Origin of the sequence: Flavobacterium gossypii (genome assembly GCF_014138495.1) — a bacterium.
Classification (GTDB): Bacteria; Bacteroidota; Bacteroidia; order Flavobacteriales; family Flavobacteriaceae; genus Flavobacterium; species Flavobacterium endophyticum.
This window is the reverse complement of the sequence record NZ_JACJIS010000003.1, coordinates 48,604-74,075: the sequence shown is the minus strand read 5'-3', so window position 1 is coordinate 74,075 and position 25,472 is coordinate 48,604. Positions and strand designations below refer to the sequence as shown.

34 protein-coding genes and 1 tRNA gene are annotated in these 25,472 nt (G+C 40.0%); 8 read left to right on the top strand and 27 right to left on the bottom strand.

The genetic code is table 11. The features are described from left to right. Nucleotides 1–25: 25 nt before the first annotated feature. The 8 genes from GGR22_RS13350 to GGR22_RS13315 all read right to left on the bottom strand — a co-directional run bounded on the left by GGR22_RS13350 (nucleotide 26) and on the right by GGR22_RS13315 (nucleotide 5,420). Nucleotides 26–595, bottom strand: a complete 570-nt coding sequence (locus GGR22_RS13350) for a hypothetical protein (RefSeq protein ID WP_182494072.1) — start codon at nucleotides 593–595, stop codon at nucleotides 26–28. 164 nt (nucleotides 596–759) lie between these two features. Further along, nucleotides 760–1,146, bottom strand: a complete 387-nt coding sequence (locus tag GGR22_RS13345) for a VOC family protein (protein WP_182494071.1) — start codon at nucleotides 1,144–1,146, stop codon at nucleotides 760–762. Between the two features lie 202 nt (nucleotides 1,147–1,348). After that, nucleotides 1,349–1,759 carry an NAD(+)--rifampin ADP-ribosyltransferase gene (gene arr, locus GGR22_RS13340; protein WP_182494070.1) on the bottom strand — a complete coding sequence of 137 codons (411 nt, stop codon included), beginning with the start codon at nucleotides 1,757–1,759 and terminating at the stop codon, nucleotides 1,349–1,351. 61 nt (nucleotides 1,760–1,820) lie between these two features. Then, complete coding sequence (locus GGR22_RS13335; RefSeq protein WP_182494069.1) at nucleotides 1,821–2,861, bottom strand: tetratricopeptide repeat protein; 1,041 nt, start codon at nucleotides 2,859–2,861, stop codon at nucleotides 1,821–1,823. 418 nt (nucleotides 2,862–3,279) lie between these two features. After that, a complete protein-coding gene (locus GGR22_RS13330) occupies nucleotides 3,280–3,993 on the bottom strand; it encodes a DoxX family protein (RefSeq protein WP_182494068.1) in 714 nt (237 codons plus the stop codon). A gap of 11 nt (nucleotides 3,994–4,004) precedes the next feature. Next, nucleotides 4,005–4,334 carry a potassium transporter KefB gene (locus tag GGR22_RS13325; protein ID WP_182494067.1) on the bottom strand — a complete coding sequence of 110 codons (330 nt, stop codon included), beginning with the start codon at nucleotides 4,332–4,334 and terminating at the stop codon, nucleotides 4,005–4,007. Between the two features lie 149 nt (nucleotides 4,335–4,483). Beyond that, nucleotides 4,484–5,038 carry a YdeI/OmpD-associated family protein gene (locus GGR22_RS13320; RefSeq protein ID WP_182494066.1) on the bottom strand — a complete coding sequence of 185 codons (555 nt, stop codon included), beginning with the start codon at nucleotides 5,036–5,038 and terminating at the stop codon, nucleotides 4,484–4,486. 19 nt (nucleotides 5,039–5,057) lie between these two features. Beyond that, on the bottom strand, nucleotides 5,058–5,420 hold the full coding sequence (locus tag GGR22_RS13315) for a winged helix-turn-helix transcriptional regulator (RefSeq protein ID WP_182494065.1): 363 nt from the start codon (nucleotides 5,418–5,420) through the stop codon (nucleotides 5,058–5,060). 97 nt (nucleotides 5,421–5,517) lie between these two features. Between GGR22_RS13315 and GGR22_RS13310 the strand changes: the two genes are divergently transcribed. Then, the gene (locus GGR22_RS13310; RefSeq protein ID WP_182494064.1) at nucleotides 5,518–6,048 is read left to right on the top strand and encodes an NAD(P)H-dependent oxidoreductase; all 531 of its coding nucleotides are present in this window, start codon (nucleotides 5,518–5,520) and stop codon (nucleotides 6,046–6,048) included. A 3-nt stretch (nucleotides 6,049–6,051) separates the two neighbouring features. On the opposite strand, the gene GGR22_RS13305 is transcribed toward GGR22_RS13310, so the two are convergent. Further along, entirely contained in the window at nucleotides 6,052–6,441 is a 390-nt protein-coding gene (locus GGR22_RS13305) for a DUF1398 domain-containing protein (RefSeq protein WP_182494063.1), read from the bottom strand. A gap of 255 nt (nucleotides 6,442–6,696) precedes the next feature. On the opposite strand from GGR22_RS13305, the gene GGR22_RS13300 reads away from it, so the two are divergent. After that, on the top strand, nucleotides 6,697–7,716 hold the full coding sequence (locus GGR22_RS13300) for a T9SS type A sorting domain-containing protein (RefSeq protein WP_182494062.1): 1,020 nt from the start codon (nucleotides 6,697–6,699) through the stop codon (nucleotides 7,714–7,716). 89 nt (nucleotides 7,717–7,805) lie between these two features. Here the strand turns inward: GGR22_RS13300 and GGR22_RS13295 are convergent, their stop codons facing one another. From GGR22_RS13295 to GGR22_RS13270, 6 genes are all read right to left on the bottom strand, one after another. Next, nucleotides 7,806–8,369 carry a DUF4256 domain-containing protein gene (locus GGR22_RS13295; RefSeq protein WP_182494061.1) on the bottom strand — a complete coding sequence of 188 codons (564 nt, stop codon included), beginning with the start codon at nucleotides 8,367–8,369 and terminating at the stop codon, nucleotides 7,806–7,808. A 4-nt stretch (nucleotides 8,370–8,373) separates the two neighbouring features. Further along, nucleotides 8,374–8,766: a DoxX family protein gene (locus tag GGR22_RS13290; protein ID WP_182494060.1), complete on the bottom strand. Its 393-nt coding sequence runs from the start codon at nucleotides 8,764–8,766 to the stop codon at nucleotides 8,374–8,376. 6 nt (nucleotides 8,767–8,772) lie between these two features. After that, the gene (locus GGR22_RS13285; protein ID WP_182494059.1) at nucleotides 8,773–9,240 is read right to left on the bottom strand and encodes an SRPBCC family protein; all 468 of its coding nucleotides are present in this window, start codon (nucleotides 9,238–9,240) and stop codon (nucleotides 8,773–8,775) included. Between the two features lie 4 nt (nucleotides 9,241–9,244). Then, nucleotides 9,245–9,568, bottom strand: a complete 324-nt coding sequence (locus GGR22_RS13280) for an ArsR/SmtB family transcription factor (protein WP_121376693.1) — start codon at nucleotides 9,566–9,568, stop codon at nucleotides 9,245–9,247. A gap of 453 nt (nucleotides 9,569–10,021) precedes the next feature. Beyond that, nucleotides 10,022–10,459, bottom strand: a complete 438-nt coding sequence (locus GGR22_RS13275; RefSeq protein ID WP_182494058.1) for a response regulator — start codon at nucleotides 10,457–10,459, stop codon at nucleotides 10,022–10,024. Between the two features lie 98 nt (nucleotides 10,460–10,557). Further along, complete coding sequence (locus tag GGR22_RS13270) at nucleotides 10,558–10,944, bottom strand: hypothetical protein (RefSeq protein ID WP_182494057.1); 387 nt, start codon at nucleotides 10,942–10,944, stop codon at nucleotides 10,558–10,560. A gap of 259 nt (nucleotides 10,945–11,203) precedes the next feature. On the opposite strand from GGR22_RS13270, the gene GGR22_RS13265 reads away from it, so the two are divergent. Further along, entirely contained in the window at nucleotides 11,204–11,944 is a 741-nt protein-coding gene (locus tag GGR22_RS13265; RefSeq protein WP_182494056.1) for an NAD(P)-dependent oxidoreductase, read from the top strand. 7 nt (nucleotides 11,945–11,951) lie between these two features. Here the strand turns inward: GGR22_RS13265 and GGR22_RS13260 are convergent, their stop codons facing one another. Both GGR22_RS13260 and GGR22_RS13255 read right to left on the bottom strand, forming a co-directional pair. Further along, on the bottom strand, nucleotides 11,952–12,755 hold the full coding sequence (locus GGR22_RS13260) for a hypothetical protein (RefSeq protein WP_182494055.1): 804 nt from the start codon (nucleotides 12,753–12,755) through the stop codon (nucleotides 11,952–11,954). A 126-nt stretch (nucleotides 12,756–12,881) separates the two neighbouring features. Beyond that, nucleotides 12,882–13,913 carry a DUF2268 domain-containing putative Zn-dependent protease gene (locus tag GGR22_RS13255; protein WP_182494054.1) on the bottom strand — a complete coding sequence of 344 codons (1,032 nt, stop codon included), beginning with the start codon at nucleotides 13,911–13,913 and terminating at the stop codon, nucleotides 12,882–12,884. 130 nt (nucleotides 13,914–14,043) lie between these two features. Between GGR22_RS13255 and idi the strand changes: the two genes are divergently transcribed. The 5 genes from idi (at nucleotide 14,044) to GGR22_RS13230 (ending at nucleotide 16,606) form a co-directional block, all read left to right on the top strand. Further along, nucleotides 14,044–14,571, top strand: a complete 528-nt coding sequence (gene idi, locus GGR22_RS13250; RefSeq protein WP_121376680.1) for an isopentenyl-diphosphate Delta-isomerase — start codon at nucleotides 14,044–14,046, stop codon at nucleotides 14,569–14,571. Between the two features lie 67 nt (nucleotides 14,572–14,638). Next, the gene (locus GGR22_RS13245; RefSeq protein WP_121376679.1) at nucleotides 14,639–15,049 is read left to right on the top strand and encodes a 6-carboxytetrahydropterin synthase; all 411 of its coding nucleotides are present in this window, start codon (nucleotides 14,639–14,641) and stop codon (nucleotides 15,047–15,049) included. Nucleotides 15,050–15,160: 111 nt separating this feature from the next. After that, complete coding sequence (locus tag GGR22_RS13240) at nucleotides 15,161–16,126, top strand: type I phosphomannose isomerase catalytic subunit (protein ID WP_182494053.1); 966 nt, start codon at nucleotides 15,161–15,163, stop codon at nucleotides 16,124–16,126. Between the two features lie 61 nt (nucleotides 16,127–16,187). Next, the gene (locus GGR22_RS13235) at nucleotides 16,188–16,454 is read left to right on the top strand and encodes a hypothetical protein (protein WP_121376677.1); all 267 of its coding nucleotides are present in this window, start codon (nucleotides 16,188–16,190) and stop codon (nucleotides 16,452–16,454) included. A 78-nt stretch (nucleotides 16,455–16,532) separates the two neighbouring features. Further along, a tRNA-Thr gene (locus tag GGR22_RS13230) sits at nucleotides 16,533–16,606 on the top strand. A gap of 106 nt (nucleotides 16,607–16,712) precedes the next feature. On the opposite strand, the gene GGR22_RS13225 is transcribed toward GGR22_RS13230, so the two are convergent. The 10 genes from GGR22_RS13225 to GGR22_RS13180 all read right to left on the bottom strand — a co-directional run bounded on the left by GGR22_RS13225 (nucleotide 16,713) and on the right by GGR22_RS13180 (nucleotide 25,418). Continuing rightward, nucleotides 16,713–17,423 carry a DUF4369 domain-containing protein gene (locus GGR22_RS13225; protein WP_182494052.1) on the bottom strand — a complete coding sequence of 237 codons (711 nt, stop codon included), beginning with the start codon at nucleotides 17,421–17,423 and terminating at the stop codon, nucleotides 16,713–16,715. Nucleotides 17,424–17,553: 130 nt separating this feature from the next. Further along, nucleotides 17,554–19,401: a M61 family metallopeptidase gene (locus GGR22_RS13220; protein ID WP_182494051.1), complete on the bottom strand. Its 1,848-nt coding sequence runs from the start codon at nucleotides 19,399–19,401 to the stop codon at nucleotides 17,554–17,556. Nucleotides 19,402–19,476: 75 nt separating this feature from the next. Further along, entirely contained in the window at nucleotides 19,477–20,418 is a 942-nt protein-coding gene (locus GGR22_RS13215) for an alpha/beta hydrolase family protein (RefSeq protein WP_182494050.1), read from the bottom strand. A 3-nt stretch (nucleotides 20,419–20,421) separates the two neighbouring features. Continuing rightward, nucleotides 20,422–21,015, bottom strand: coding sequence for a hypothetical protein (locus tag GGR22_RS13210; protein ID WP_182494049.1), 594 nt, complete (start codon nucleotides 21,013–21,015; stop codon nucleotides 20,422–20,424). Then, on the bottom strand, nucleotides 21,012–21,293 hold the full coding sequence (locus GGR22_RS13205; RefSeq protein ID WP_182494048.1) for a DUF2089 family protein: 282 nt from the start codon (nucleotides 21,291–21,293) through the stop codon (nucleotides 21,012–21,014). Before GGR22_RS13205 ends, GGR22_RS13210 begins: the two co-directional genes overlap by 4 nt. 134 nt (nucleotides 21,294–21,427) lie before the next feature. Next, complete coding sequence (locus GGR22_RS13200) at nucleotides 21,428–21,706, bottom strand: DUF2805 domain-containing protein (protein WP_121376670.1); 279 nt, start codon at nucleotides 21,704–21,706, stop codon at nucleotides 21,428–21,430. 102 nt (nucleotides 21,707–21,808) lie between these two features. Then, on the bottom strand, nucleotides 21,809–22,642 hold the full coding sequence (locus GGR22_RS13195; protein WP_182494047.1) for a sterol desaturase family protein: 834 nt from the start codon (nucleotides 22,640–22,642) through the stop codon (nucleotides 21,809–21,811). Between the two features lie 19 nt (nucleotides 22,643–22,661). Further along, complete coding sequence (locus GGR22_RS13190) at nucleotides 22,662–24,014, bottom strand: sensor histidine kinase (protein ID WP_182494046.1); 1,353 nt, start codon at nucleotides 24,012–24,014, stop codon at nucleotides 22,662–22,664. Between the two features lie 106 nt (nucleotides 24,015–24,120). Next, on the bottom strand, nucleotides 24,121–24,474 hold the full coding sequence (locus tag GGR22_RS13185) for a DoxX family protein (protein WP_182494045.1): 354 nt from the start codon (nucleotides 24,472–24,474) through the stop codon (nucleotides 24,121–24,123). A gap of 44 nt (nucleotides 24,475–24,518) precedes the next feature. Beyond that, a complete protein-coding gene (locus tag GGR22_RS13180) occupies nucleotides 24,519–25,418 on the bottom strand; it encodes an EamA family transporter (protein WP_121376667.1) in 900 nt (299 codons plus the stop codon). Nucleotides 25,419–25,472 lie beyond the last annotated feature (54 nt).

Here is a 25,472-nt window from a genome sequence, read left to right as displayed (position 1 = left end):
TTGATTTAGAATTTTATAGTATCGCTTAGTCTTTATACACTGCTACGTTAATTTCGTTAAAGCTATTCTGCCTGTCTCCGAATCTAAACATATAGACTTTTATTTCGGAATTTTGCCATTTGATGTCGTCTCTAAAAGTATCGTCGCTTTTTGTTTTTTTGCTTTCTATATTTTTTGAAGAACTTGCTCCTAGTTTGTTGGTGATTTCTTTTTCGAGATTATTAAAAATTTGCTTAAACTTGTTTTTAGGAGTTTCTGCCGAATTAACATCGCTCCATTTGTAAAAAATAAGCTTTACTTCGTTGTCATCTGTGTAGTAATAATTTTTTCGTAATTCAATTCCTTTTTCGGGTGATAACATAAAGTCTTTAGAAATTTTGAATGTATGGTTTTTTATGTAGGGGTAGATACCTTCGCTAATGTCTACATAGTGATTTCTGGTTACTTCTACAGCATTTAGTCTTTTTTCGAGATCAACAAATTTTTCTAGTTTTCCAAGCTCCAATTGAATAGAGGTGGTATTGGGATTTATATTTTTTGTACTACAAGAAAATAAAATCATTAAAAAGAACAATGCTGTAGATTTCTTGCTCATTGGTTGCTATTATATATAATCGTTTAAAGTCAAATATATTCAATTGTTTTGAAGTGACTCAAAATTCTTGCTATATGTCTTAAGTTTTAGTTCTTCATAAACATCTCAATAAGCTGTACTACTTCCTTAGAATTAGTTTCTAAAGCATATGTGTTTGCGATGTCTTACATATAAAAGACATTAAACTTATGTCCGTCTGGGTCTGCAAAAACAAAACCGTAATATCCTTCTCCGAATTCTTTGGGTTCGGAAATTAGGGTTCCGCCTGCGCTTTCTACTTCTTTTGCCCAATTGTCTACCTGTTCTTTGCTTTCGGCAGAAAGGGTGAATATGATTTCGTTGGAACGGTGCGAGTCGGCAATTTCGATGTTTGTATTGGTCTTGAGGATGTCTGGCAGGAAGAAGTGCATTATAAAATTGTCTTCACCGAAAAAAAAGCTTGTCAAGTCGTTAGAGCTTCCGTTGTGCTTAAATCCTAATTGGGTATAGAATTTAGTGGTTCGTTCTAGATTGCTTACGGCTACATTGGCCCACATTTTTTTTGGATTCATAATTTTTATGTTTTGATTGTTAGTATAAACTTTTGCTTGCCTTTGTGGGGGTAGGTGGCAGGATGTCAGCTATATTAGTTGTAACTGTTTCTAATCAAATATATTAAATTATTTTGTGGCGTAAAAGATTCTTTCGGAAAGGTTTATGTGGTATCATGCATGTTAAAATAACATCTATCTTGCGCCTAAGAACAACAAGCTGCTAGTCTTCTATAGCTTCGATGCCTTGCTGTTTTAGTTTTTCTAAATGGTCTTTCATGGTCTTGAGCTGTTCGGCAGTGTGCGGCTGCCATTCTTTTAGTTCTCCGATAACGCGAAGCGGCTGCTGGGAACGATATGACTTTGTAGGATTGCCAGGGAATTTTTTGTCGGTCAGGTTAGGGTCGTCTTCAAAAGTGCCCGTCGGTTCTATAATGTAGATTCTTTCTGAACCTTCGCCAAGAGCAAGCTCGGCACCCCAAGTTGCTGCCTCGAGGGTTGCCGTAAAATAAATATATTTTGCCTTGTTCTGTTTTCCGTAGTTGGAATTAAAACCGGGCTGGATGAGGTCTCCTTGTTTTAGGTCTGCTTTTGTGCCGTGGTAGTATTGGGTAGTTTCGTTTGATTGTGCCATGGTAGTTTTAGTAGGTTGTCAATTTTTATTATAAAGCTTCTTTTAAATTGTTTTTTATAGTTTATTTCCACTTATAATTATTGGACCAATCATAGAATTGTTGAATTTTAATCGCTTCATTTTTATGGAACTTAATCACATCACTATCTTGTGACGGCAAAAAAACAATGTATGCAAAAGGCTCGATTAGTTTTTCCTTTTTCATTTCTATAAAATAAGGCACAAGGAATTCCCAATAATATCCTTTGTTTTCCTTTTTTAATTCGTCTAAAGCTTCGCATAGGGTTCCAAACTTTTCTATAAATTTTTGGCATTCTGTCTTGTCTTTGTTTTTGCTATCGTAATCTAATGCGGCAGCCATTGACAATATTAAGTCTGCGGACGAAAAATCATTATCTGTTTTTTTGCCGTTTTCATTTATAGAATTAGGATTAATAACTAAAGAGATAGAATTATCTTCTTTTTGAGAAACGCCTTGCGACATAAGGCTGATGATCATTTCGTAATTTCCTTTTGCTCTAGACGATTTGTTTTCTAAAGCTAAAAATCTGCTAAAAGATAAAATTGAAGGAATGCGGTTGCTGACTTTATTTAAAATTCCCAACGCATTAAATGAACTGGAATGATTAGGATTCGATTTTGTAGCGTTTTGAAAAGAAATGAGTGCCTTGTCAATTTGCTGCGCATTTACTAAAGTGATGCCTTTGTTGTAGTGAAGCTGATAATAGTCTGGATATTTAGCCAAACCTTCGTCGTATATTTTTAAAGAATTTTTAACCTGATCAAGATGATCTAAAGCGTTTGCATAAGAGACATAAACATTTTTTAAATCGTTTTTTGGGTGTGTTTTAATGGCAAGTTTGCTAGCCTCAACAGCTTCAGAATATTGTTTTGTTGCGTTTAGTGTCAAAGCCTTTTCAGACAATGCAAGAAAATTGTTTTTATCTAGTTTCAAGGCATCTTCATACATTAAAAGGGCTTCATTGTATTTTCCTTGGTCGTGCAAAGAAACGCCTTCATTGACTTTCTTGTCAGCTTCTTCCTTGTTTTGTGAATATGACAGAATAGGCAGCAAGATCAAAAGTTTTACTATGTTTTTCATTCTATTTGTTTTATGAAAAGTTCTGCATAGAACAGAACCTTTTTAACTGTTTGAAATCAAATATAGGAATTATTTTAGCATAGCCTAAAACTCTTTATCAGCAATCCCCAAGAACACGGTCGTGAACAATTACAAATGTCATCCATAACGCGATCAGGATTAACAGCACATTAATAATTGTGAATATTGTATAATAGTTTCGCTGAAAATCATTAGATCGGGCGCTTATTCTTGTAGCGTACAACCTAGAGGAAATTGTAATCAAAGCCATAACTATCAAGACGGCAAGCCCGGGATAAAAACTAGACATTGCAGCACCAATAAGTCCGAGCAGCAAGGCAACAAAAGTTACTGCTATGGATAAGGCAGTGACCCTAGTAAATAGTTTCGTTTTCATTTTGATTGTGATTTAAGATTATTATTTCTTTTTTGCTTTTTCGTATGCTTCCAGACATTTTTCAATCGGCCTGCCTTGCACATGAATGCAATTGCAAAAGTCGATACAGGCTTGGGGATTGTCACTGTTTTTGCATTGTATTTCGCAATCGGAAATGGTGTTATGAGGCTGGATTTCGAACAAGTTTGTAATGATAAGCACTAGGATAAAAACAGCTGCCCCGGATATGGCAAAGAAAGCAACAGGAAATTTAGTGCTCTGGGTTTGCTGTTTTAGAAAGGCATCTTGGGGAGAACGGTTAAAAGGGAGTATAAATTTGAGCTTGTCATAATCCCAAAAAAGGAGGTACAGGTTGGCAAGTACCATTAACGGAGAGGAGAGGAGGGAACCTTCAAAACGTACGGCCAACGAAAGGATACAGATGTTTAGGATGATTGGAAAATAAAGCACAGCTCCAAGCGTAGCCGTACGGGGAATCAGCAGCAGTATAGCGGCTGTAACCTGCACGATGCCTATAAAGGTGTAATAATAGCTGGTTTCGTGCAGGGCTTCTAGATAATTTCCCATGGGATGGTTGACAGACAGGGAAGTAAAGCGTTCTCCTGCAATCTTGACAAAGCCCGAAGGCAAAAAGCCTGCCGCCAAGGCGATGCGGCAAAAGACGGTGAAATAACGTAGCCATCTATTGCCTTTTGCCTGCAGATGTGCTTGTTCGAATCGGGAAAGCAAGTTCATGGTTTTAGGTATTAATCCCAATGAGTACCGTTAAGTCCTAAAACAGTGCCGATCCATAAGATAACGATAAAGGCAATCGCGCCGATTAAGAAAGCGGCTATTCGTGTCCAAGTTTTCTGGCCGCCGATGAATTGCTGGATGTAATGGAATAATCCGCCGCCAAAAGCACCTGCCAGAGGCACCATTATAAGAGGCTTGATTCTCCAGTATTTTCCCCATTCTGGTTTCGATTCGCCAGCGTTTAACAGAAAGAAAATAATCAAAGCTGTGGCAATTCCTGCGCCAATCAATAGTCTTCTTCGTAAGGCCGTAGGGTCTGAATGTGATGTTGCATTGTTCATAATAATAATGATTTTAAGATTAATGATTTAAAGTACTTTGTAATTCAAAGTAAATACATATTTTAGAACTGTGCAATAAATAATTGAAAAAAAAATATGGGAAATTCTAAAAGCAGCTGCTAAAGCCCGATAAATAGAGAGAATTATTGTTATATTCTTTTTTGCTGTTCGCTTTGGTGTATTGTTTTTTCTAGCCGCAACTGTCTGGTTTTTTCTTGCTTGGCATCCATGATCCAATGGATTGTTAGCTTTTTATAGGAGGGAGCTTGTCTATTAAAAAAATCCCAGGCTGCCGTGTTCTTTCTAAATTGATTTTCATATTCGGCATCAAGAAGTACAGGCTCGTTTTCATAGGAGTAGATCTTGGATCGGCCTTCTATTCTTTGGGTGAAAGCGCTTTGCCCTGCTTCGGTCATCAGTCCGGCTTTGGTCAATGCTTCCATCTTTTTTATGTTGATGGCGCTCCAGTTGCTTGTCTTTTTTCGCGGCGTAAAGCGAATGGAATAGCTATCTATGTCAATGGACCTGCGTACGCCGTCAATCCAGCCAAAGCAAAGCGCTTGGTCTACAGATTCTGACCATGTCATGGAAGGCTTGCCGCTGCCTAGCTTATAGAAACCGACAAGGAGTTCTGTTTCTTTGGTATGGTTTTTTTCGAGCCATTTTCTAAAGTCGGCCTGTGTTGCAAAAAAGGTCGCTGCCATTGGGTTTGTTTGATTAGTGTTAGGATTTCATCAGCTGCTTGTGCTTTCTTCCCCAATCTTCAAGATTCTTGATGATGGTACTAAGCTGATAGCCGATAGGAGTTAGCTCGTATTCGACTCGTGGCGGAACTTCTGCAAAAACAGTGCGCGTTACAATCTTATTTTCTTCTAATTTGCGCAATTGCAGCGTCAGCATTCGTTCTGTAATAGCGGGCAGGCATTTTTTTAGTTCTCCAAACCGCAGCTTGCCGTTAATCAGGTAGCAGCATATTGCCAATGTCCATTGTCCGCCGATGATGCCTGAAGCGTAAACCTCAAGGCATTCTTCTGCCAATAGCTTTTTGTTTTCGAAATTAGTCGATGTTTCCTTGATTTTAGTCATTACTTCCCTTTTTGATAGTATCCTACAATGGGTTGCTAATATACAAAATTGACCGTGGCGGCGTACTTTTGCTTACGTTTTGTAAATAAATAATAGCATGAAAACACTAGTCATCATCATACACCCGAACCTGCAAGAATCCGTTATCAATAAAAGATGGATAGAAGAATTAGAAAAATACCCAGACCGTTATTTTATCCATCGTCTGCATGAGGCTTATCCTGATGAAAAGATTGATGTGGTAAAAGAACAGCAGCTGCTGGAATCGTATGACAAGATCGTATTCCAGTTTCCTTTTTATTGGTTTAACTGTCCGCCCTTGTTTAAAAAATGGCTCGATGAGGTGCTCACGTATGGCTGGGCCTACGGAAGCCAAAGCGGCTATAAGTTGGGCGGAAAGAAAATAGCACTAGCACTCTCAGTAGGAATTGACGAAGAAGAATACAGAGCCGACGGCAAATACAAATATACCTTGCGGGAGCTGACGGCTCCTTTTGAATTGACTTTTGATTATATCAGGGCAGACTACCGTTACTTTTTTGCGTATTACGGTATCGAGCTGAATGCCACAAGCGAATGGATTGAAAAGAGCATACCTGAATATATGGACTTTTTAGAAGCGCTGTAAAATTTACTGCGGTATCTGTTCTACTAATACTTCATTGCCCGCCTTGTCGTAATACGTGCACGTCATTTTTTTCATGCTAACGGCCCATTTCTCGATGCCGCATGCCGCGCTTACAGCTATAAAAGCAGGATAATCGCTCTGTCCTTGCTGGTGTACCTTTAGGTCGGTTTTAAACTGTTCGAGATTGTAGCGGTCGGCGATGGGCACTATGTTATATTTAGTATCGGTCGCTGTTTTATAATCGGCAGTTCCATGATATTCGGTATGACCATCGGCTACAAAGGTTTCGTAATAGGTGACTCCCAATGCCTTGATTTCTTTGATGTAGGCCGGAAAGTCGGCTCCTGATTTTACTTTGCTGTGTGCTTGCTGGATTTGTGCTATGGTAAACATTTTATTGATCTGTTGGTTAAGGAAGATTGATACTATATTGCCAAGTTTCAAACTCCATGGTTCTGATATTCTCTGTTACGAATCAAATCAAAAATAGAAAATAAATCTGCTTGTTTAGATTTATAATTCATCTTTGTGAGTTTTTGACATGCTCTTTTAGTAAGAAACTTAGTTCTTTTTGTCTATTTTCTAAAGCATTAATGTTAACTTCGTAGTAGAAATTTAATTGATGTACTAAAAACTACTATGTATAGAATGCCGCTAAAGAACTATTTGTCTGTGCTCATGTTGTTGCAATTATTTGTATCATCAACAATACAAGCCCAGACAATATATGGAGTTTCTAATGAAAAGAAGATTTATCGAATCAACGAGGATTATACGTCAACTTATCTTTCAACAGCAGGACCAACGCCCTTTTTAATCGGAGATATTGCTATTTCGCCTACAGGCGTGATGTACGGAGTTGCCCAAAATAGCATCTATCAGATTAATCCTCAGACAGGACAGACTACTTTTATCGTCGAATTGCCGCCATGTTGTTATGTATCATTGGTTTGCAGTAATGATTTTGAATTGTATATGATCAATTCTTCCCAAAAAAGCCTTTACAAATACAACTTGCTTACCAATACAATTACGAATGTTGCCTATCTGGGCTTTTATACTTCGGGCGACCTTACTTTTTATAAGGGCAATCTCGTTTTCCAGACATGGTCTGACGATGGGTCTGTTTATATCGTTAAGGCCTATAATTTAGCATCTGGCAATTTAGTTGATATTCTGTGCCATCCGGGTTATTTTCAGTTGTGGGGACTTACTACTAAATACAATAGCTGTGATAGCGGGACTATTTTAGCAATAAATCCCAATAACGAATTGCTTGACATGAATTTTGAAGACCAGACCTTTACTGAATTACCTTTTGTTTTTCCTTCTACTGAAGTTCTATACGGGCTTGCGAGTACAAACGAATATTTAGGGTCGCTCTGCACTTCACAAGAGCTTGAAGATTTGGCCTGTATGCTTTCTATTGATGACTTTAAGAAAAATAAGGTAACACTATATCCTGTGCCAACTGATGGCCAATTATATTTGGGAAATATTGATGCTGTTTCGAATATTTGGATTTATGATATGACCGGAAAAATGGTGAAAAAGCAAAGCGGGCAGTCTATTAAAGAAATTGCCGTAAGCGATCTGGTAAAAGGAATTTATCTGCTTAAGATAGAAAATGATGAAGGCACTTTTATCAAAAAATTTGTCAAGAAATAAGAAGATACGACACGCCAACCGCTCTATTAATTTTAGCGAATTACTTTATGGGAAGTTGAACTTTCCTGATCATTTCTTGTTTAAGATTTCTACACCCTCAACGACCCTCTAAATCCCCTGGCCGCATAATATGATTCTGCGCCATTGTGATAGAGGAATACAGTACCATAGCGGTAATCGCAAAAGAGCGCGCCGCCCAGCTTTCGGATAGGAGCAGGAGTCGCTATCCAGCTCGAAGTCTTTGTGTCGAGCGGACCGAACTGCTGCAGTTCGCGGTATTGTTCTTCCGTCAGGATTTCGATGCCCATAGCATCGGCCATTGCAACAGCACTGTCTTTTGGCTTGTGCTCTTTTCTTGAAGCCAAGGCTTCCGGATCAAAGCAGAGGCTTCTGCGGCCTTTAGGACTTTCTGGCGCGCAGTCATAAAAGATATATTCGCCTGTTTTTGCATCATGGCCTACAACATGGGGCTCGCCGCCGGTCTCTTCCATTTCGTCGAGCGACCATAGCTTTTCAGGATGTGCTTCGAGCTTTGCCTGTATATCATCCCATTTCAGGCCTTTATGGCGGTGGGTGTTTTTTTCAAAACGCGCTTTCAGTATGCCGAGCAATGTCTGGCTGTGTTCTGCCGAGAGTTTCTTTTTGCTGTCCATATCATTATTGATTGTAAGGTTTGACGAAATTTACTTTTCTATTGGCCGGCCTAAAATACCACGATACCATGGTCAATACCAGCAATACTAGGGGAGGGAATAGTTCTTTCACGGCATCGCCCGAAGCAATGTGCGAATAGATGGCTCCCGTCATGGCAAAGAAGAAGCCTGCATAGGCCCATTCTTTTAGCAACGTAAATTTAGGAATAAGTATCGTGATAACGCCTAAAAATTTCCATACCGCCAGCAAGGTCAGAAAATATAAAGGATAGCCAAGATGGGCCATCATGTCGGCTTCTTCTTTTACGTGCAGCAACTGTACGATTCCGGTCGACACCATTCCCAGCGCCAGCCAGAGTGTCGAAATCCAATAAATAATTTTGTTTCTTTTTTCCATAGTGTGTTATTTTAAGCGGTCTGCAATTTCTTGAAGTCGGTTATGCGCCATATTGATGCCCTGCGCAAAAGGCAGCTGCAGTACTTGGTTCCTAAAGGCGACCGATTTGTAAACGATGTGCATGGTGAGCTTGCTGGTAGTGTCCGTCAGCTTTTCAAACTCCAAGTACTCCAGCTGTACCGGAAAAGGCGTGTTTTCCATCTCAAAAGTACGGGTAATCCTTTGGTTCGGAAGGAACTCATGGATGGTGCCATTAGCGCTAAACAGTACATTGCCTTCCTTGTCTGAGGTTTCATACTGATAGCCTCCGTGCTTTTTGTTTTCGAGCTTTATTACTTTCGTGCCCATCCATTGTGCTACAATCTCGGGATCTTCGTACGCCTTGAAAAGCAATTCCAAAGGCAGGTCAAATTCTCTGGTAATCAGCAGTTCCTGCTTATCCTCTTCTGCGTTGATTTTTGTCTTTCGTTCCATAAACTTATTTTTTTGATTGGTACTTTTTCATGATGGTTTCGAGCGTGTTGAACCTGTCGTCCCACATTTTTTGGAACGGCTCGATAAAGTCGGCTATTTCTTTCAGCTTGTTCGGATTTAGGTGGTAATACATTTCTCTGCCGTTCTGTTCCTGCTTGAGCAGTTCGCATTCGGTAAGTATCTGCAAATGCTTTGAAACCGTCGGCCTTGCGGTATCAAAGTTAGAAGCTATGGCGCCAGCGGTCATCGATTGTGATGATACCAATAGAAGGATGGCTCTTCTTGTAGGGTCGGCTATGGCCTGGAAAACGTCTCGTCTTAAATTCATTATGAAGTTATTTGACTGCAAATATATATGAAGCCATTTAACTACACAATACTTTATGCAAAAAAATATCCAATAAGAAGACAGCTGAAAGCCCTAATGAGCTCTCAGCTGTTGTTTTTAAAGGCTTTTACTAAATTAAGAAAGCAGTTTTATGTAAATTTCAGATTCGGTAGATTGGTTTCCATTTTGTTATTACGAAAAACCGTAATAGCTGTAAACTATAGTTGGAATCTTATAACTATAGGGCATGAAATAGGATTACCTTTCCGAAAAAAGTAACCAGAAGTATTTATGATACCTAATGATGACCCAATAGAAGAAAAGAAGGAAAAGCTCAATTATAAGATTTTTTACTTTGTCTTTGCTATAATCATAGTGACAGCTTGCTGTATATATTACATTGAGCAGGAAAGAGAAAAAGCACTAAAAGAGGCCGTGTCTAACTAAAAGAAATCAGATAGCAAATACAAAAGTATCCTTATCTAATTCAGATGTATGGTACTGCCAGTTCATCTTCATTACTTTTGTAAGCATATCTTTTAAGACTCGGTAATTGGTCGGCTTTGTAATATAGATATTGGCTCCGGCAACGAGCGTTTCTTCGATATCTTTTTCAGAAGACGAAGTAGAATAGATCACTACAGAAAGCAATTTGTAGCGTTCATTTTTTCGTATCTCCCTTAATGTTTCAAGACCGCCCATAATCGGCATATTTAAGTCAAGAAAAATAATATCAGGAACATCTTCTATGGCATTCAGATAATCGATGGCTTCTAGACCGTTTTTGAATGTCATTAAGACGTTATTTGAATTTAGTTCATTAAATGCATCTTGGAAAGTTTCCCTGTCGTCCTTGTCGTCATCGACTAGACAAATCCTTAGATTTTTCATAGGCAGTTGTTTTTAAGTCGCCTATGAAATAGAAAGAGAAATGTTGAAAAAACTTCAACTAAAGCAAAGGTGAATAGCAAATATACGAAAAAAAAGTGTCACTTTTTCATAATGTCCTCAGAATCGGAAAACTGGAGCTTGAGGCTTTCGAGCTTTTCATCGATATGTGCAACGTCAGTCCCTATTTTCTGGGCATAGAACAGCTTCTGTGCAGGATTGACAAACTTCTCTTTCATCTCGCACTGGACCATGATTATGTATTTCAGGGCCTGGCTCTTGACATACAGCCAAAGCAGCAAAACCTTTTGTTTTGTAAAAACCTCTTTTTCGCAGTTGCTGTGCGCGTCGCATACGGTCTTTTCGGCAATATCCTTGAAGAAAGCTTCCTCGGGATAGGGGTACTTATAATAGCGTTTGGCAAATATTTTTATCTTGTACATAATTCTTCCGACTATGGTAGCCGGCTTTTTGGTAGTATCTGACATTTGCTCTGTAGGTTTAGGGGCGAGATGGAGGCTAAATATAGTTCTTTCCTACGGTCATCCAATACTTTTGGCTCGTAATCCGGAATGTTTTTTGATTTTAGCTGAATTGCACAATCACAAAATAAGCCTTGTTTGCACGGAAGGCTGGATTGTTGCCTAATAAATGGGTGGTTTTACGGTTTTCCGTTTTGAGAAATGATTCGGGGCAGTTATTTTAGCGAGAGTAAAAAGCCGTAACAAGAATATAACTTTTCAAAATATGATAACAGCAGTAGTGGGAGCAAGTGGTGCAACAGGAAAGTTATTGGTAGCACAATTGCTGGAAGCTGGGCAAAAGGTAAAAGTAATTGTCCGCTCTTCAAGTCTTATTCCAGAGCAATGGGAGAGCCATGAACGTATTACGGTTATCAGGGTAAATGCTATTACTGCTATCAGCGTTGATGAGATGGCGGCATACCTTAAAGACTGCCAATCGATAGCTTCTTGTCTGGGGCATAACTCGAACCTTAAAGGAATATATGGAAAGCCAAGACGGCTGGTTGAGGAAACAATCCGATTGTTTTGCGAGGCCGCTATTAGGAACGCGCCAGAAAAACCGATTCGGCTGGTGTTGATGAATACGGCAGGAAATAGCAACAGGGATTTGGACGAGCGGGTTTCTTTTAGGCAGAAAATCGTGATAGGCTTGTTTCGGCTGCTGCTGCCTCCGCATCGTGATAATGAAAGAGCAGCTGATTACTTGAGAAAGAAAATAGGCCCAAACCATCCCTTTGTCGAATGGACGGTTGTACGTCCTGATAGCTTGATTGACGAGAAGTCTGTAACAACCTATTCGCTACATCCTTCGCCCACAAGAAGCGCCCTGTTTGATCCGGGTTATACTAGCCGCAGCAACGTAGCACACTTTATGTGTAGATTGTTGCGAAATGATGCGGTTTGGAATAAATGGAAAGGGAAGATGCCCGTGCTTTATAACGACAATACGACTGAAGCAAGGTAAACAGCCTTTAGTCGTAAAATTCTTTGAGGATAAAATCTTGCTTGTTTAATTCCTTTAATTCCTTGATCAGGTAATATCGGTGCAAGAAGCCTGTGAGCACTACTATTTTTTTGCCAGGATGCCGTTGGGCAACAGTATAGATATTCTGGGCCATGGTCTTGTTTCTGAGGTCCCAAAAACCAGACATTTTCTTAAAGCCATCTTTATAGCTTATCTTTTCGCCGTTGGGTTTGGTGACAAAACGCTTTGAAAATTCGGGCCTGCTGTCGGTTATCTTCAAGAGCTCGTGGTATTGAGATTCTTGTCTTTTTTCGGCAATACGATCTGTCGACGGGTTGTTGAATTTTTCGGGCGCTCCTTCGGCAATCTTCATCAGCTCTTGTGTGAACGCATTAAAGTCTTCGTATATTTTTGCCTCTTTTGGAGTTAATTGCTTTGCCTTATAAAGACTGTCGATTAATTTGACTGTCAAATTATCTGTCGGTACCATGCCTTGGTCTTTGCGGTATTGGTTTCTTCCTTCAAATTCAAAAGGGAGCCTCATGGTGTTGGGACGTTTTTTTGAATAGAGATTGCTGGCTATGACCTCGTTTTCATTAAGATTTTTGCCTTGAGCATAGTCTTCCATTCCTTTTTTGTCGACCTCGTGCAGGATGATGTCGGGTCCTATTTTGTCTAGCATGCCCAATAGTATTTTAGGATGATAGTTGGGAACGCTGTCGTGTATGTTGCCGATAACATAGATTTCGGTCTTTTGGGCAGAGCAGATTGTTGTTAAGGCAATAAGGAGAATGGAGAAAAATCGTTTCATAGTATTTTAAAAAAGGGCAGGCCGAGGAATAAAGCTGTAGCGCAGGATTCGTTTGGGTTTATTGTTACGACAAAGATACAAGAAGTCTTACTCTTCTTAGAACAGATTATTTTAAAAGAAAAGAGTTTAAGGCCTTTTTCCTTGAATATACTCTTTATAACCGCTTTTTTCAAAAAAGTCTTTTAATGAAATCGTGTAGATGTCTTTCCAGGAATCCTTTCCGTTTTGCGCTACATAGTGCTGTATGATTCGGAATCCTAAGAAATAGCAGAGCTCGTTTTCGGCTTCTTTAGGCAGTCCTTCTACAACCGGCTTGCAGTCGCTGTTTCTGCCGCAGTGCCTAAAGATAGGACAGCCCTCTTCGTTGGTTTTATAAAAATAGGGCTCCAGCTTTTCAAAAATTTCCTTTTCCCTATCTAGCAATATTTGGGTGTTTTTGCCATATAAGGCTTCTTCTTGGGATTGGTTCAGGTAGAGCGACGTAAAATAGGCGGCCAGTCCCTCGTCTAACGTAATGCCCAATCCGGTCCGGCCGTTAGGATCTTTTTCGAGTATCGGATTAAAAAGCAGGTGCTCCAGTTCATGTGCAAAAACCTTGTCGATAGATTGCATTGTCCAATCAGAACCGAACATGTCTAAAATCATGGCGTTGTTGTCGCAGCCCCCAAAAATCTGGAAACCTTTAGGGCCAAAATACACGAGCCATTTGCCTTCTCCTTGCTGGCCTGTGATCTTTTGCAGTGCGTTGAGGTGCTTTGTAAAGAGCTGGTCGACATTAACAGAATCGAGTACGGCTAGTTTTTGCCGAATCAGGGATTCGTTTTCGGCTAATAGTTTTCTGTTCCACATATATAAGCCCTCAGGCTTGAATTTCTTTCCGTTTTCTTCACCAAAGATCTGCGACAGGCAGCTGTCAAATACATGCTTGTTGGGCTGGTAGACTTTTTTTAATATCATCGTGCTGTCGAATCTTCCGTTGTGATGCGCTAGCAGCTGGCTCTTATAAGCATTATGTATGGTCATCTTGCCTACGCTGATACTGTCTTTGATATTCTTGACTTTGTCGATTAGGTCAGAATAGGATGCTATTTTTGTGTTTTTAGGAGCAGCACAACTGCAGAAGAGCAAGGTTAGGAATGCTAAAGCGAAGGGTTTCATGTTGGGAATGTCGGTTTTGTAACTATTAAAATCAAATATAGGCATTTTTAGTACAGGTAAAATTCCTACTGCCGACATTGATTTCTGCAAGCCATTTCTTTTTTGTATTTTTGACAAGCTATAAAAAGTTATGACAGAAGAGAAAGTAATATTAGTCAACGAACAAGACGAACCGATCGGATTGATGCCGAAATTGGAGGCGCACGAGAAAGCGCAGCTCCACAGAGCCTTTTCAATATTCATACTGAATTCAAAAAACGAAGTGATGCTGCAGCAGCGCGCTTCGCAGAAATACCATTCGCCGCTGTTATGGACGAACACCTGTTGCAGTCACCAGCGCGAAGGCGAGACGAATATACAGGCAGGAAATCGCCGCCTTTTTGAAGAGATGGGATTTTCGACCGAGTTGAAAGAGCTGTTTCATTTTATCTACAAGGCTCCGTTTGACAATGGACTGACGGAACACGAGCTGGATCACGTCATGATCGGCTACTTTGACGGGGAACCTGAGATAAATCCGGAAGAAGTAGAAAGCTGGAAATGGATGGACATCGATGCCATCAAGGAAGACATGCAGCAGCATCCGGATAGCTATACCGTCTGGTTCAAGATTATTTTTGACGAATTCTATCATTTTCTTGAAGATCATAAGCTATAAATTTCCGATTTAGATTTTGGATTATACAATACACATCTTAAATCTCAAATCATAAATCATAAATTAAATGAGAGTAACTGTCAGCAGAAAAGCCCATTTTAATGCCGCGCACCGCCTGTATCGAAAAGACTGGTCGGACGAGAAGAACAATTCGGTTTTCGGAAAATGCAACAACCCAAACTTCCACGGGCACAATTATGAATTGGTAGCCAGCGTGACGGGAAGCATCAATCCGGATACGGGCTATGTGATTGATATTAAGGATTTGGCGGATATCATCCTTGAAGAGGTAGAAAAGCCTTTCGACCATAAGAACCTAAACCTAGATGTTCCTGAGTTTTTTGAGCTGAATCCTACAGCCGAAAATATTGCGGTCGTAATCTGGAATAAGATACGCAAGAGGCTTGGTGCCGACATGGATCTTGAGATCGTGTTGTATGAGACGCCTCGAAATTTCGTCAGCTATAAAGGCGAGTAGTCTGTTTTATGGCGAGAGCGAAATACGCATATTGAAAATCATATAAGCTATTAGCAAAATAGTATTACAATCAGAAGTAGGAATTTCTGTAATTTGTTTCCAAAAAATAATATGAGTCTACAACTATATCCACTGGTATTCGAGCCGATACTCAAAGAGCGTATCTGGGGTGGCACCAAGTTGAAAACCATCTTCAACAAGCCTATAACATCCGAGATAACCGGCGAGAGCTGGGAATTGTCTACAGTGCAGGGTGATGTGAGCCGAATTTCTGAAGGTGAGTATCAAGGAAAATTACTTTCGGAGTTGCTTTCTCGATTTCCGGCAGAAATACTGGGAACTAAAATACACGAGAAGTTCGGTACAGAGTTTCCTTTGCTGTTCAAATTTATCGATGCGAAGGAAGACCTGTCGATCCAAGTGCATCCGAATGACGAATTGGCTAAAAAACGCCATAATTCTTTCGGAAAGACAGAAATGTGGTATGTGATGCAGGCCGACGAAGGAGCAAGAATTGTGGTAGGCTTTAAAGAAAAGTCAAGCCGTGAAGATTATTTAAAAAATCTAGAAAACAAGACATTGTTATCGATATTGAAGGAGATTCCCGTGAAAAAAGGGGACGTCTTTTTCTTGGAAACAGGCACGATTCATGCCATAGGCGCAGGAATTGTTATTGCCGAAATCCAGCAGACATCGGATATAACCTATAGGGTCTATGACTGGGACAGGGTAGATGCGGAAGGCAAATCGAGAGAACTGCATATTGACTTGGCACTGGACGCGATTCATTATGATACGGCCGATGCCAAAAGAGAGTATGCGCAGGAAGCGAACAAGAGCAATCCCGCGGTAAGCTGTCCTTATTTTACTACGAACTACTTGCCTTTAAGCGGGAAGATAAGCATAAGCAATTCCGAGGATTCCTTTAGGGTATATATGTGCATGGAAGGAGAATTTCAGCTGGATTATGAAGGAAAGGCATGGAATTATAAAAAGGGAGATACTATCTTGGTTCCGGCAGCTATGGAAGATTTTACACTGCAAGGAAAGGCCGTGCTTTTAGAAATTTATATTTAATTGCCTCAAATAGAAAGATTATGCTTAATTTTGCAATCGCAAATTAAAATTTAAAATAAAAATGGCAAACGTTAAGAATTTAAAGAAAGACATCAACTACGTTTTAGGAGATATTATTGAAGCAGTATACATTTGGGAAATGTCTACAACAGGAAAACCGACTGAAGCTTCTGAGGCTTTAATTGATGAAGCAATCGTTACTTTTGATTCTTTGATCGCAAAAGTAAATGCAAAAAATGTAGAAAATAAAAAAGCACATTTCAAGCAAATCCATACAGAATTAGAACAAGCTGCTAATCAATTGGTTGCTAAAATCAACGCTTTGTAGTCGAAAAAAGATAAAAAAAAGTGCAGATTTTTTTTGGAAAATTAAAATTCAGAACTATATTTGCACCCGTATTGAGATGCCGGTGTAGCTCAGTTGGCTAGAGCAGCTGATTTGTAATCAGCAGGTCGTGGGTTCGAGTCCCTCTATCGGCTCAATAAAAAACCATCTGTTAATTCAGATGGTTTTTTGCTTTTAAGAATTTTCCGAATTATAAAATGGATAAAAAAACGTCTTGAATTTTCAAGACGTTTTTTTGTTTTATTCTCCGATCTTTTTTCTGTCGGCTATATATTTCGTAAGCATCTTTCCATATTTGGATTGGGCTACTTTTGGAGTCATCGATTTGTTGATCGTATCCAAGTATTTGATGTTGGCGTCATAAATGTCAGCCAAAGCAATATAAGGCGCGACTTCATGGTCTTTGTTGTTTAGCGCAAAGTTAATGGCAAACAGGTATTTCTTTTTGATGTTCTCGTCATTTTTCTTTTCGATGTCTGAAGGGGCTTCGCGATTGAACTGCAAGGCACGCAGCTTCTGCTCGGTTAACGCGAGCTGGTTGCTTGTAAAGCGGCTCATAATCTTTTTGTAGTCTTCAAACAGTTTTTGGTTTTTAGAACCGGTTATCTTCGCGTTCGCAAAGAAAGAGGCCAATGTAGTGTTTATGGTCATATTGCCAGGCTCGGCAAAAAACATCAGGTTGTTGTCGATACTGTTGGTTTCTCCGCGGTCTAGAAAAAGATACAGCATTTCTGGCGAGTCGATCTGCAGGTGGCTTTCAAAATTGGAATTTCCTTTGATGTTAATCGTGTCGACCGGAACTAAGGTACTGTCGCCCATCTTTTGGATATAAAGCGTTCCTTGTGTGAGTCCTTCTACATTACCTTTGATGTGGAGATTTCCTGTTGCTTTTTTCTCTTCCTTACAAGAGATGATGGCTAATGCTGCTAAAGCAAACACTATTTTTTTCATAATTGGTCTGGGTGTTTTCTTATGGACAGCCTTTCAGGCGGTTTCCAAAATTTCTAATTCGCGGCAAAATAATAAAAAAATCCCCAATCTAGATTTTAAATTGGGGATTAGTTTTCTGACAGAGGCTAAATTATCCTTTTAGCCAAGCCTCTCTAAGTTTTGCCTTGCTGGCGTCGGTAGCCTGAAAGCCTTCAATTTCGTCATGCGGAAGCTTTACGGTTCCTTTTAGCAACATTTCTTTGCCGCCGCGCTTTATCTTTACTGTAATCGGGTCGTTTTCTTTCCACGCGATACTGCCAATAATCATGTCGTATATATTATCCAGATTGTATTTGGTACCGTTGATTTCACTTATGATATCGTTAGGTTTGATGCCTAGGCTTTTGTAGAAATCAAGATTCTCGGCGCCTGGAAGGACATAGATTTCTTTGGTCTGCGGGTTTATCGAGAAATTCGGCTCCTGTCCTTTAAGAAATACATTGCCGGCAACTTGGGTCATTGCTTTGGTAACGCCCATTTTGGCGAAATAAACATCGTACGGAATCGGTGTCGGTCCTGCTACATAGGTATCGAGGAACTTTCTTACTTCAGGAGAAGTCAGCGATTCGATCTTGTCGAAAAGTTCGGTGTCGTCAAATGCTTTTTGAGTTCCGTATTCGTTAGAAAGCTTCTGCATCAGGTCAAGAATGCCTCTTTGTCCGTTGCTGTCTTGGCGGATCTGTATGTCAAGGCACATGGCAATCAGCGCACCTTTTTCATAGACGTTCTGGTATTGGTCTTTGTAAGGCTTTTGCAATACTGACGAGCTCATTTTGGTAAATGGCATCGTATCGTCCATAGTCGAGGCATTAGCAATCTTGGTAGCCATCCTTTGGTAGAATTCGTCTTCTGTAATCAAGCCTTGGTTGACTTGGAACAGGTTGGCAAAATATTCGGTAACGCCTTCATACATCCACAAATGTTCTGACATTTTAGGATTATTGTAATCGAAAAACTGTATTTCTTTAGAGTGTATCGTCAGCGGAGTTACGATATGAAAGAATTCGTGCGAAACGACATCTTTCAATTGTTCTGCCAATTGTTCTTTTGGCATGGCTTCTGGCATTACCACAGTAGTGGCCGTAGGATGCTCCAGCGCTCCAAAGCCTTGGGCGTCTTTTCGGGACGTGTCAGACAGGTAGATCAGCACGCTGTATTTTTTAGTAGAATTGAATTTTCCCAAGAAATTTTTCTGGGCCGTCATCATCGTCTTCATTTCCGGCGTGATGCTTTCGGCTGTAAATACGCCATTTGGAGAATAAACAGCAATCAGGATTTCCATACCGTTTACGGTAAACGTAGTGTAGTCTGGTTTGGAATACATAATTGGGTTCTCTACCAGCTCAGAGTATCTGGAAACCGTGAATACGTCGTTGGTGTCTGCAGCATCCTTGTCGGTCATCGATGTGGCGCCCCATAAGGTTGCCGGATGCGCAATGCTTACTTGGTAAGGCGTTTCTATAAATTCCTTGAAATAGCCGACAAAACCGTGGGTGTTCAGCATGATGTTTTTTCCTGCCTCGATGTTGGTTCCGGCTGGCGAAAAGATATCGTGTGTTCCTTCGATATCATAGGTGTCGTTTACCCAATAGGTCAATTTGGCCAGCTTTTTGGCATCGCTGATCGTCCATGAGTTGTCGTCTACTTTGGCTACAACCAAGGTATTGCCTTTGGCGTCGTAGGCTTTTACGTTTTCTAGGAACTTCCCATAATCATCTTCAGAATAGGTTCCTGGGATTATTTTCGGAAGATGGTAGGTTATTTTTTCAGATTTAATCGCTGGCGGCGTGACCGTGACCATTACTTTATCGTCTTTGATATTGGTAAGGTCGATCTGTACCTGGACTTCATTTTTTGCAGTATTGGAAACTACATTTTCAGATGGCTTGCAGCTCCATAGCAATGCGGCAACGGCCAGTGAATAAACTATTTTTCTCATTATCTTTTATTTTGTCCTAGATAAGTGCCTTGAGCTTGTCTTTTGTTACAGCTTTAGGTTTTATTTAAGAAAGAATTACACTTTTTTGAGAAAGATAGTAATTTTTTCAATAAGTTCGGGCATCACCGGAAGGTCTGGATTGGTATAGCTTTGCATGTTTTCCGTCTCGTCGCCCTTGATTTCTTTAAAGATATGGTTCATGTTTTCGATTAGCACCAGTTCTGATTTAGGATTGGCTTTGTGCAACAGCTCGGCATCTTGAACTGAAACTTGAATGTCTTTGGTTCCGTTGATAATCAGAATCGGAATAGCAAGTTTTTTTATCTCTTCTTGCGGATTGTGTTTTAGCCAAGAAATCATATAAGGCTGTACGCTTTTTCTGAAAAGGCCTGCCAGCATTGGGTTTTTGGATTCAAAGGTTTCTCCTTTTTTGAGCAGCTCAAGGCTTTTGGCGGTTTCTTCTTTTAGCATAGGAGCCCTCTTTCCGATCTGTTCTACCAAAACCTCGTCAATAGGTCTTCCGGCGCCTGCCAGCGAAATAAAAGCATCGGTGTTGGCTGTGGCTGCATTCATCCCGATTAGAGAGCCTTCGCTATGGCCGGCAATGATAATCTTCCTGAACTGTTTTTTGGCCTTGAAATAGGAAACGATATCCTTTACGTCTTGAATCAGGATGTCAAAATTGGATTTGGACTCGTCAAGGTTTCCTGACTTTATTTCGGCAATCACTCTTTTGTCAAAACTGTAAACGGCGTATTCTTTTTTGGCCAATCCTTCAGCTAAAAATTTCAAAGAATTGCTTGAAGCTCCAGGCTGGTTTCCGTCCCTGTCTGTCGGACCAGAACCTGCAATCAGGATGATAAGGTCTGTTTTTTTGGATGCTTTTTCCGGTTTGTATAAAGTTCCGTTAAGCATAGTACTGACAGCGATTTCTTCTGTTGTGAATTTGCTTTCTTGAGAAAAAGCAGCGATAGCCGAGAATAGGGCAAAGCTAAATGCAAGTATTTTTTTGATCATGATCTAATAGTTTAAAAGTGAGATGGCAATTCCAGAAATGATTTCTGCCGCAAGAATCGACAGTGCAAAATATACTTTATGCAGGCTTGTCTTGCTGTTGGCGGCAATCTTAAAGCCGTTGTACAGCAGGATGACAAACCAGATGATGCAGATAATGGCAAGCAGTGAAAACAGGGTGAGCATTAAAACACTTGAAGGCGCTATGTCTATATCAGTCGGCATATTTTTTAGGTCTATCTTTTCAAGTAGGCTTTCTGTGATGTCGGAAATAAAGTTGTTGAAGTTTGTAAGCGTCAATAGGTAAAAAGGCACACGAGCAATGAGTGCCGGATTCAAGATGTCGATAAAACGGGTCTTTTTGTTGATTAGCTTTCCGGTAAGAAACAAGGCCGATGCTAGACAGGCAATATTGATCAGGTTGTCTAGAAAAGGCTGTAATAAGGTTACGGTTCCGGCAAAATGGAGATCGATAACGCCGTCGTATCTTCCATTGAAAAGATAGGCGAGATAGCTTCCAGCAGCTGTCAGTGCTAATCCAAAGAGAAGGAGTTTTGTTTCGGAAGTGTTTTCAAAAGGATTGAGTAGTAGTTTTTTCATGGGTTTTCAGATTTAAGTTTTTTTATCTTTTCAATAATATCGTCTAGCTTGTTCCTGACAGTGGGGTAGCTATTGCCCATCTGCACAGCCATTTCTTTAAGGCTGCCGCTGGTCAGGAAAAATTGGAGGATAAAGTTTTGTTCTTCTTCCGAAAGCTGGAGATAGAAGGGAAGCGAGTAGTGGCCCGAAACGGTAGTCTGGCAATTCTCACACTTGAGCTGGGAGACCAAAAGGGAATCGCTGCAGCTGGGGCAATGAATGGGAAGCTTTGGTGTCATAAACTAAAATTAATTAATATAAATATTAACTTTATTAATACAAATTTAAATAAAATTAATTTTAGTTTCAAATTATTTTGCGATAAGGCAAAAAAAAATATTCCTTTTCGGAATATTTTTAAGGGTAATATATGTTAATCAAATTTATTCTTGATGTAGTATTTGCCATCTAAATCATCGTCAAAATCATCAATTTTGGGCGGTTTTGGTTTTGGTTTGCTGGCCATTGCTTTCTTCTTCCACAGCTCGAATTTATCTGCGGTAAGTTTCTTTTTCATAATTTCGATTACCTCTTTTTCGGCTAATCCTAACTCTTTTTTAATAATCTCAAAAGGATTTCTTTCTTCTAAAGCCAATGTAACAAGCTTTTCATTTTCCTCCCAAGTCAGCTCAATGTTTTTGCCTTTCTTCATTACATGAAAATTAATTCAGATAAAATAGTTGTATACGTTTTTTAATTGTTAATCAATATTAAGAAAAAAAATAATTACTTTTTCAAGCAGGCATAAATTTTTTTATTTGGGATTGTTTTGAGGCGACCTGTGTTTTTGGAACGGGATTTTGATCAAATTAGAAAGACGGTTGTTTTCGGATGGCTGCATGTGCGTATCGACGCCATAGATGATGTCTTCTTTCGGAAGGGAGGTGAAAGTGCCGAAAAGCCTGTCCCAGATAGAAAAGATATTGCCGTAATTTGAATCGGTATAAGGTAGCATATAGTGGTGGTGTACCTTATGCATGTTTGGCGAAACGATAATATAGCTGATGTATTTGTCTAATTTTTCAGGCATCGAAACATTGGCATGATTGAATTGCGAAAAGACGACAGACAACGATTGGTATAAAAAAGCAAGCCACATCGGAGTACCTGCAACCAAGACAGCCAAGGCGGTAAATACAAAGCGGATAAAGCTTTCGCCGGGATGGTGCCTGTTGGCAGTAGTGGTATCGACCCAGGTATCTGTATGGTGGATCAGATGGAAATGCCACAGCCATCGGGTCTTGTGCTGTACTAAATGGGCAAGGTAGGCGCCGATAAGGTCTAGCAGCAGAAGGCCGATCAGCGTATAGAGCCAAAGCGGCAGTTCTGGTAGCCATTGCAAGACGCCAAAATCATTCTTTATGGCCCATTCTGAAGAAAGCAATAATATAAAAGCCAAGATGAAGTTCACGACGATCGTGGTCAGCGTGAAGAAGATATTGATTCCCGCGTGGTTCCATTTTTTATAATTGAAGCGAAACAAGGGAAATGCATTTTCAATTATCCAAAAGATAGCAATACCCCCAACGAGAATAAGGCCTCGGTGCAGTGAGGGAATAGTTGAAAAATAACTTACGATATCATTCATAGGCTGTAGTATTTAGTTTTTAAGTACCAAACATAACGGTAAACGTGGTGCCGATATTGACTTCGCTGGCTACTGAGATTTTTCCTTTCATGCTTTCTATCTGTGTTTTCGTCATGAAAAGCCCTATGCCTTTGGCTTCGGGATGGTTATGGAAAATCTGGTGCATGCCAAAAACTTTGTGGCCGTTCTTGGCTAAGTCAATTCCGAGTCCGTTATCGATGACATAAAGATAAACAATATTATTTTTTCTTTCAGAGCGGATCGTAATTTCGGGAGTCCTGTCTTCTGCTCTATACTTGATCGCATTGCTGATCAGGTTGTGGAAGATACTTTCTAGGTAGATTCTGGAATACGCAATTTCTTGAACTTCTTTGAAATCGGCCTTAATGATCGCGCCGGATTTCAGGATTTCGCCCTGCAGCGATTCGGTAATCTTGGAGAAAATTTCTTGAAATGCCAATAGTTCTTTTTCGACAATCTTATTCTTTTTGATATGGAGAACTTCCATCAATTGGTTTAGGGAATCGTTCAGGTTCTGCGCTACTTTCTTAAGCATGTCGAAAATCATCCGGTATTCTTCAACCGGACTGTTTTCTTCGATGGTAGCGATCAGGGCAGTAATGTTAGAGGCAGGCGATCTTAGGTTGTGCGAAGTGATGTTGGCAAAATCATTCAACTGTTGGTTCTGTATCGTAAGCTCGTCCATCAGGTTTTCTTGGATAATCTTATCCAGAAGAAGCCTTTGCGTAGTCTGCCGGATTTTTATGTAGGCAAAAATCAAGATGATAAAAGTAATGCCTGTAAACAAAAAGAAATTATTGTTTCGGGCCTTTACGTTTTCTTCTGTCTGGCTTAGATTTTCAGTCAATATCAAAACTGCTTGATTTTGATAATCGCGTATGGATTTTCGGATTGAATCCATGACTTCCTTTCCACGGCCTTTTTTTACGATCTCTGCGGCCTTTTCCATGCCAGATTCTTTTCGGGCCTGGATGACCATTGCGCTGATCTTTTTCTTGGAATCGATCAGCTTTTCAAGCGTATCGAGCTTTTTGATCTGTAGTTCATCGGTTTCGTTCATGGAACGTAACGAATCAATCCAAATTTCAAGGTTTTTATGTCCGTGATTGTAAACTTCCAGATAATTCTCATCACCCGTAATGGTATAGCCGCGTGTTCCTGTTTCGATATCGATCGTGCTAGAAAGTACTTTTTCTAATACGCTGTTGATGTTGCTGGTATGGTTTACAATAATTCTGTTTTGCTTTACAGATTGAGATCGGTTGTGGATGGAGTAGGCCAACATTGCAAAGCAAACGACAATAACGAGGAACGTTATGTCAATAGTGGTTTTTAGAGATAGTCTTCTCATTTTAAACGGTTTGTGGTATTTTTTTTAATTGGGGCGGCACGGTAAAATGCCACTGCAAAATAATGGAATTATTTTGTTGTATACGTTTAAAAAAGTACGAAGGTTTCTAAATATATAAATAGGCCCAATAGATCAGCAGAAATTGTAATGGGATACGTAGTATCAAAACCCATTTTGGCAATCCGAAACTAGCCTTTTTGTCTTGTAGCATATGGATGTGGGCGGGAAGGAAGACAATAAGCAAAAAGATGATGCCGCAAGCTCCGTATGTGGAATAATCAGGCAGGCATAAAAGCAGTCCGAAGCATATTTCTGCCAGTCCACTCAAGATATTTAGCAGTTTTGGGTTAGGAAAATAGGGAGGAATTATCCTGACATACATTTTAGGGTTTCTGAAATGATTCAGTCCGGCCAAAATATATAGAAAGGCCATCAGGTATAAATGCCAAGGTAAATCCATAAAAGCGTTTTTACGAATTTAGGCAATTTCTGGCTTCAAAAGGATTAAATTTCTTTCTTCTTGAATTTGACGTTCATGATGACGATTGCCAGAATGATAAGCACGATGCCTATCCATTGCAGCAATACGACTTCTTCATTCAGCAGGAAGAAGGCCATAAGCACAGAAACTGGAAGTTCTAGCGATGACACGATACTTCCCAATCCGATTCCGGTAAGCGGAAAACCAGCATTCAAAAGCATGGGAGGAATTATGGTGCCAAATAGGGAAAGGACGATTCCCCATTTTAAGAATATGCTGACATCGAAAGGCGTATTTTGTGTAATCAGCGCAAAAGTGAGTACGATAATACCACCTCCCAAAAGCATGTATAAGCTTCTTTGGGCCGAAGATATTCCTAAGGCTACTCGGTTGGCTGTAAACATAGTGGTCGTGAAAGAGGCTGCAGCCATTAATCCCCACGCAATACCGCGCCAGTCTAGGGTAGCTTCGGTATTAATAAGATTGGTTGCCAACGCAGTACCCGCCAAGACGATAATTACTGCTATTATTTTTGTTGTTGAAGGCAACTTTTTTTCGAGAAACATTTCAAGCAAAACGCCCATCCAGACCGTCTGCATAAGCAATACGATTCCGATTGAAACGGGAATGTAGCGAACGGCAAGGTAATAGAAGATGCTGGTCAGTCCTGTAGAGGTACCGGCAATCATCAGGTGGGTGATATTTTTGCGTGTCGCTTTGATAACGACATTGTCTTTTCTTGATTTTTGGAAAGCGTTTATGATAAGAATTCCGATAATCCCGAACAAAAACTGCGACGAAGTAACCTCGGCTGTCGTATAGCCTTGGTCGTAAGCCATTTTTACAAAAGTTGCCAGCATTCCGTAGCTTGTAGCGCCTAGGCCTACAAGAAAAACTCCTTTCAATACTTTATTTCCAAACATTCTTTCAATTTTTAAAAGCGGGCAAAGATAAAGCATAGTTTTTTGCTAAAAGTT

Excerpts from the sequence above, each read along its gene's own strand:
- GGR22_RS13350 (WP_182494072.1), bottom strand. The coding sequence starts at position 595 with ATGAGCAAGAAATCTACAGCATTGTTCTTTTTAATGATTTTATTTTCT.
- GGR22_RS13345 (WP_182494071.1), bottom strand. The coding sequence starts at position 1,146 with ATGAATCCAAAAAAAATGTGGGCCAATGTAGCCGTAAGCAATCTAGAA.
- arr (WP_182494070.1), bottom strand. The coding sequence starts at position 1,759 with ATGGCACAATCAAACGAAACTACCCAATACTACCACGGCACAAAAGCA.
- GGR22_RS13335 (WP_182494069.1), bottom strand. The coding sequence starts at position 2,861 with ATGAAAAACATAGTAAAACTTTTGATCTTGCTGCCTATTCTGTCATAT.
- GGR22_RS13330 (WP_182494068.1), bottom strand. The coding sequence starts at position 3,993 with ATGAACTTGCTTTCCCGATTCGAACAAGCACATCTGCAGGCAAAAGGC.
- GGR22_RS13325 (WP_182494067.1), bottom strand. The coding sequence starts at position 4,334 with ATGAACAATGCAACATCACATTCAGACCCTACGGCCTTACGAAGAAGA.
- GGR22_RS13320 (WP_182494066.1), bottom strand. The coding sequence starts at position 5,038 with ATGGCAGCGACCTTTTTTGCAACACAGGCCGACTTTAGAAAATGGCTC.
- GGR22_RS13315 (WP_182494065.1), bottom strand. The coding sequence starts at position 5,420 with ATGACTAAAATCAAGGAAACATCGACTAATTTCGAAAACAAAAAGCTA.
- GGR22_RS13310 (WP_182494064.1), top strand. The coding sequence starts at position 5,518 with ATGAAAACACTAGTCATCATCATACACCCGAACCTGCAAGAATCCGTT.
- GGR22_RS13305 (WP_182494063.1), bottom strand. The coding sequence starts at position 6,441 with ATGTTTACCATAGCACAAATCCAGCAAGCACACAGCAAAGTAAAATCA.
- GGR22_RS13300 (WP_182494062.1), top strand. The coding sequence starts at position 6,697 with ATGCCGCTAAAGAACTATTTGTCTGTGCTCATGTTGTTGCAATTATTT.
- GGR22_RS13295 (WP_182494061.1), bottom strand. The coding sequence starts at position 8,369 with ATGGACAGCAAAAAGAAACTCTCGGCAGAACACAGCCAGACATTGCTC.
- GGR22_RS13290 (WP_182494060.1), bottom strand. The coding sequence starts at position 8,766 with ATGGAAAAAAGAAACAAAATTATTTATTGGATTTCGACACTCTGGCTG.
- GGR22_RS13285 (WP_182494059.1), bottom strand. The coding sequence starts at position 9,240 with ATGGAACGAAAGACAAAAATCAACGCAGAAGAGGATAAGCAGGAACTG.
- GGR22_RS13280 (WP_121376693.1), bottom strand. The coding sequence starts at position 9,568 with ATGAATTTAAGACGAGACGTTTTCCAGGCCATAGCCGACCCTACAAGA.
- GGR22_RS13275 (WP_182494058.1), bottom strand. The coding sequence starts at position 10,459 with ATGAAAAATCTAAGGATTTGTCTAGTCGATGACGACAAGGACGACAGG.
- GGR22_RS13270 (WP_182494057.1), bottom strand. The coding sequence starts at position 10,944 with ATGTCAGATACTACCAAAAAGCCGGCTACCATAGTCGGAAGAATTATG.
- GGR22_RS13265 (WP_182494056.1), top strand. The coding sequence starts at position 11,204 with ATGATAACAGCAGTAGTGGGAGCAAGTGGTGCAACAGGAAAGTTATTG.
- GGR22_RS13260 (WP_182494055.1), bottom strand. The coding sequence starts at position 12,755 with ATGAAACGATTTTTCTCCATTCTCCTTATTGCCTTAACAACAATCTGC.
- GGR22_RS13255 (WP_182494054.1), bottom strand. The coding sequence starts at position 13,913 with ATGAAACCCTTCGCTTTAGCATTCCTAACCTTGCTCTTCTGCAGTTGT.
- idi (WP_121376680.1), top strand. The coding sequence starts at position 14,044 with ATGACAGAAGAGAAAGTAATATTAGTCAACGAACAAGACGAACCGATC.
- GGR22_RS13245 (WP_121376679.1), top strand. The coding sequence starts at position 14,639 with ATGAGAGTAACTGTCAGCAGAAAAGCCCATTTTAATGCCGCGCACCGC.
- GGR22_RS13240 (WP_182494053.1), top strand. The coding sequence starts at position 15,161 with ATGAGTCTACAACTATATCCACTGGTATTCGAGCCGATACTCAAAGAG.
- GGR22_RS13235 (WP_121376677.1), top strand. The coding sequence starts at position 16,188 with ATGGCAAACGTTAAGAATTTAAAGAAAGACATCAACTACGTTTTAGGA.
- GGR22_RS13225 (WP_182494052.1), bottom strand. The coding sequence starts at position 17,423 with ATGAAAAAAATAGTGTTTGCTTTAGCAGCATTAGCCATCATCTCTTGT.
- GGR22_RS13220 (WP_182494051.1), bottom strand. The coding sequence starts at position 19,401 with ATGAGAAAAATAGTTTATTCACTGGCCGTTGCCGCATTGCTATGGAGC.
- GGR22_RS13215 (WP_182494050.1), bottom strand. The coding sequence starts at position 20,418 with ATGATCAAAAAAATACTTGCATTTAGCTTTGCCCTATTCTCGGCTATC.
- GGR22_RS13210 (WP_182494049.1), bottom strand. The coding sequence starts at position 21,015 with ATGAAAAAACTACTACTCAATCCTTTTGAAAACACTTCCGAAACAAAA.
- GGR22_RS13205 (WP_182494048.1), bottom strand. The coding sequence starts at position 21,293 with ATGACACCAAAGCTTCCCATTCATTGCCCCAGCTGCAGCGATTCCCTT.
- GGR22_RS13200 (WP_121376670.1), bottom strand. The coding sequence starts at position 21,706 with ATGAAGAAAGGCAAAAACATTGAGCTGACTTGGGAGGAAAATGAAAAG.
- GGR22_RS13195 (WP_182494047.1), bottom strand. The coding sequence starts at position 22,642 with ATGAATGATATCGTAAGTTATTTTTCAACTATTCCCTCACTGCACCGA.
- GGR22_RS13190 (WP_182494046.1), bottom strand. The coding sequence starts at position 24,014 with ATGAGAAGACTATCTCTAAAAACCACTATTGACATAACGTTCCTCGTT.
- GGR22_RS13185 (WP_182494045.1), bottom strand. The coding sequence starts at position 24,474 with ATGGATTTACCTTGGCATTTATACCTGATGGCCTTTCTATATATTTTG.
- GGR22_RS13180 (WP_121376667.1), bottom strand. The coding sequence starts at position 25,418 with ATGTTTGGAAATAAAGTATTGAAAGGAGTTTTTCTTGTAGGCCTAGGC.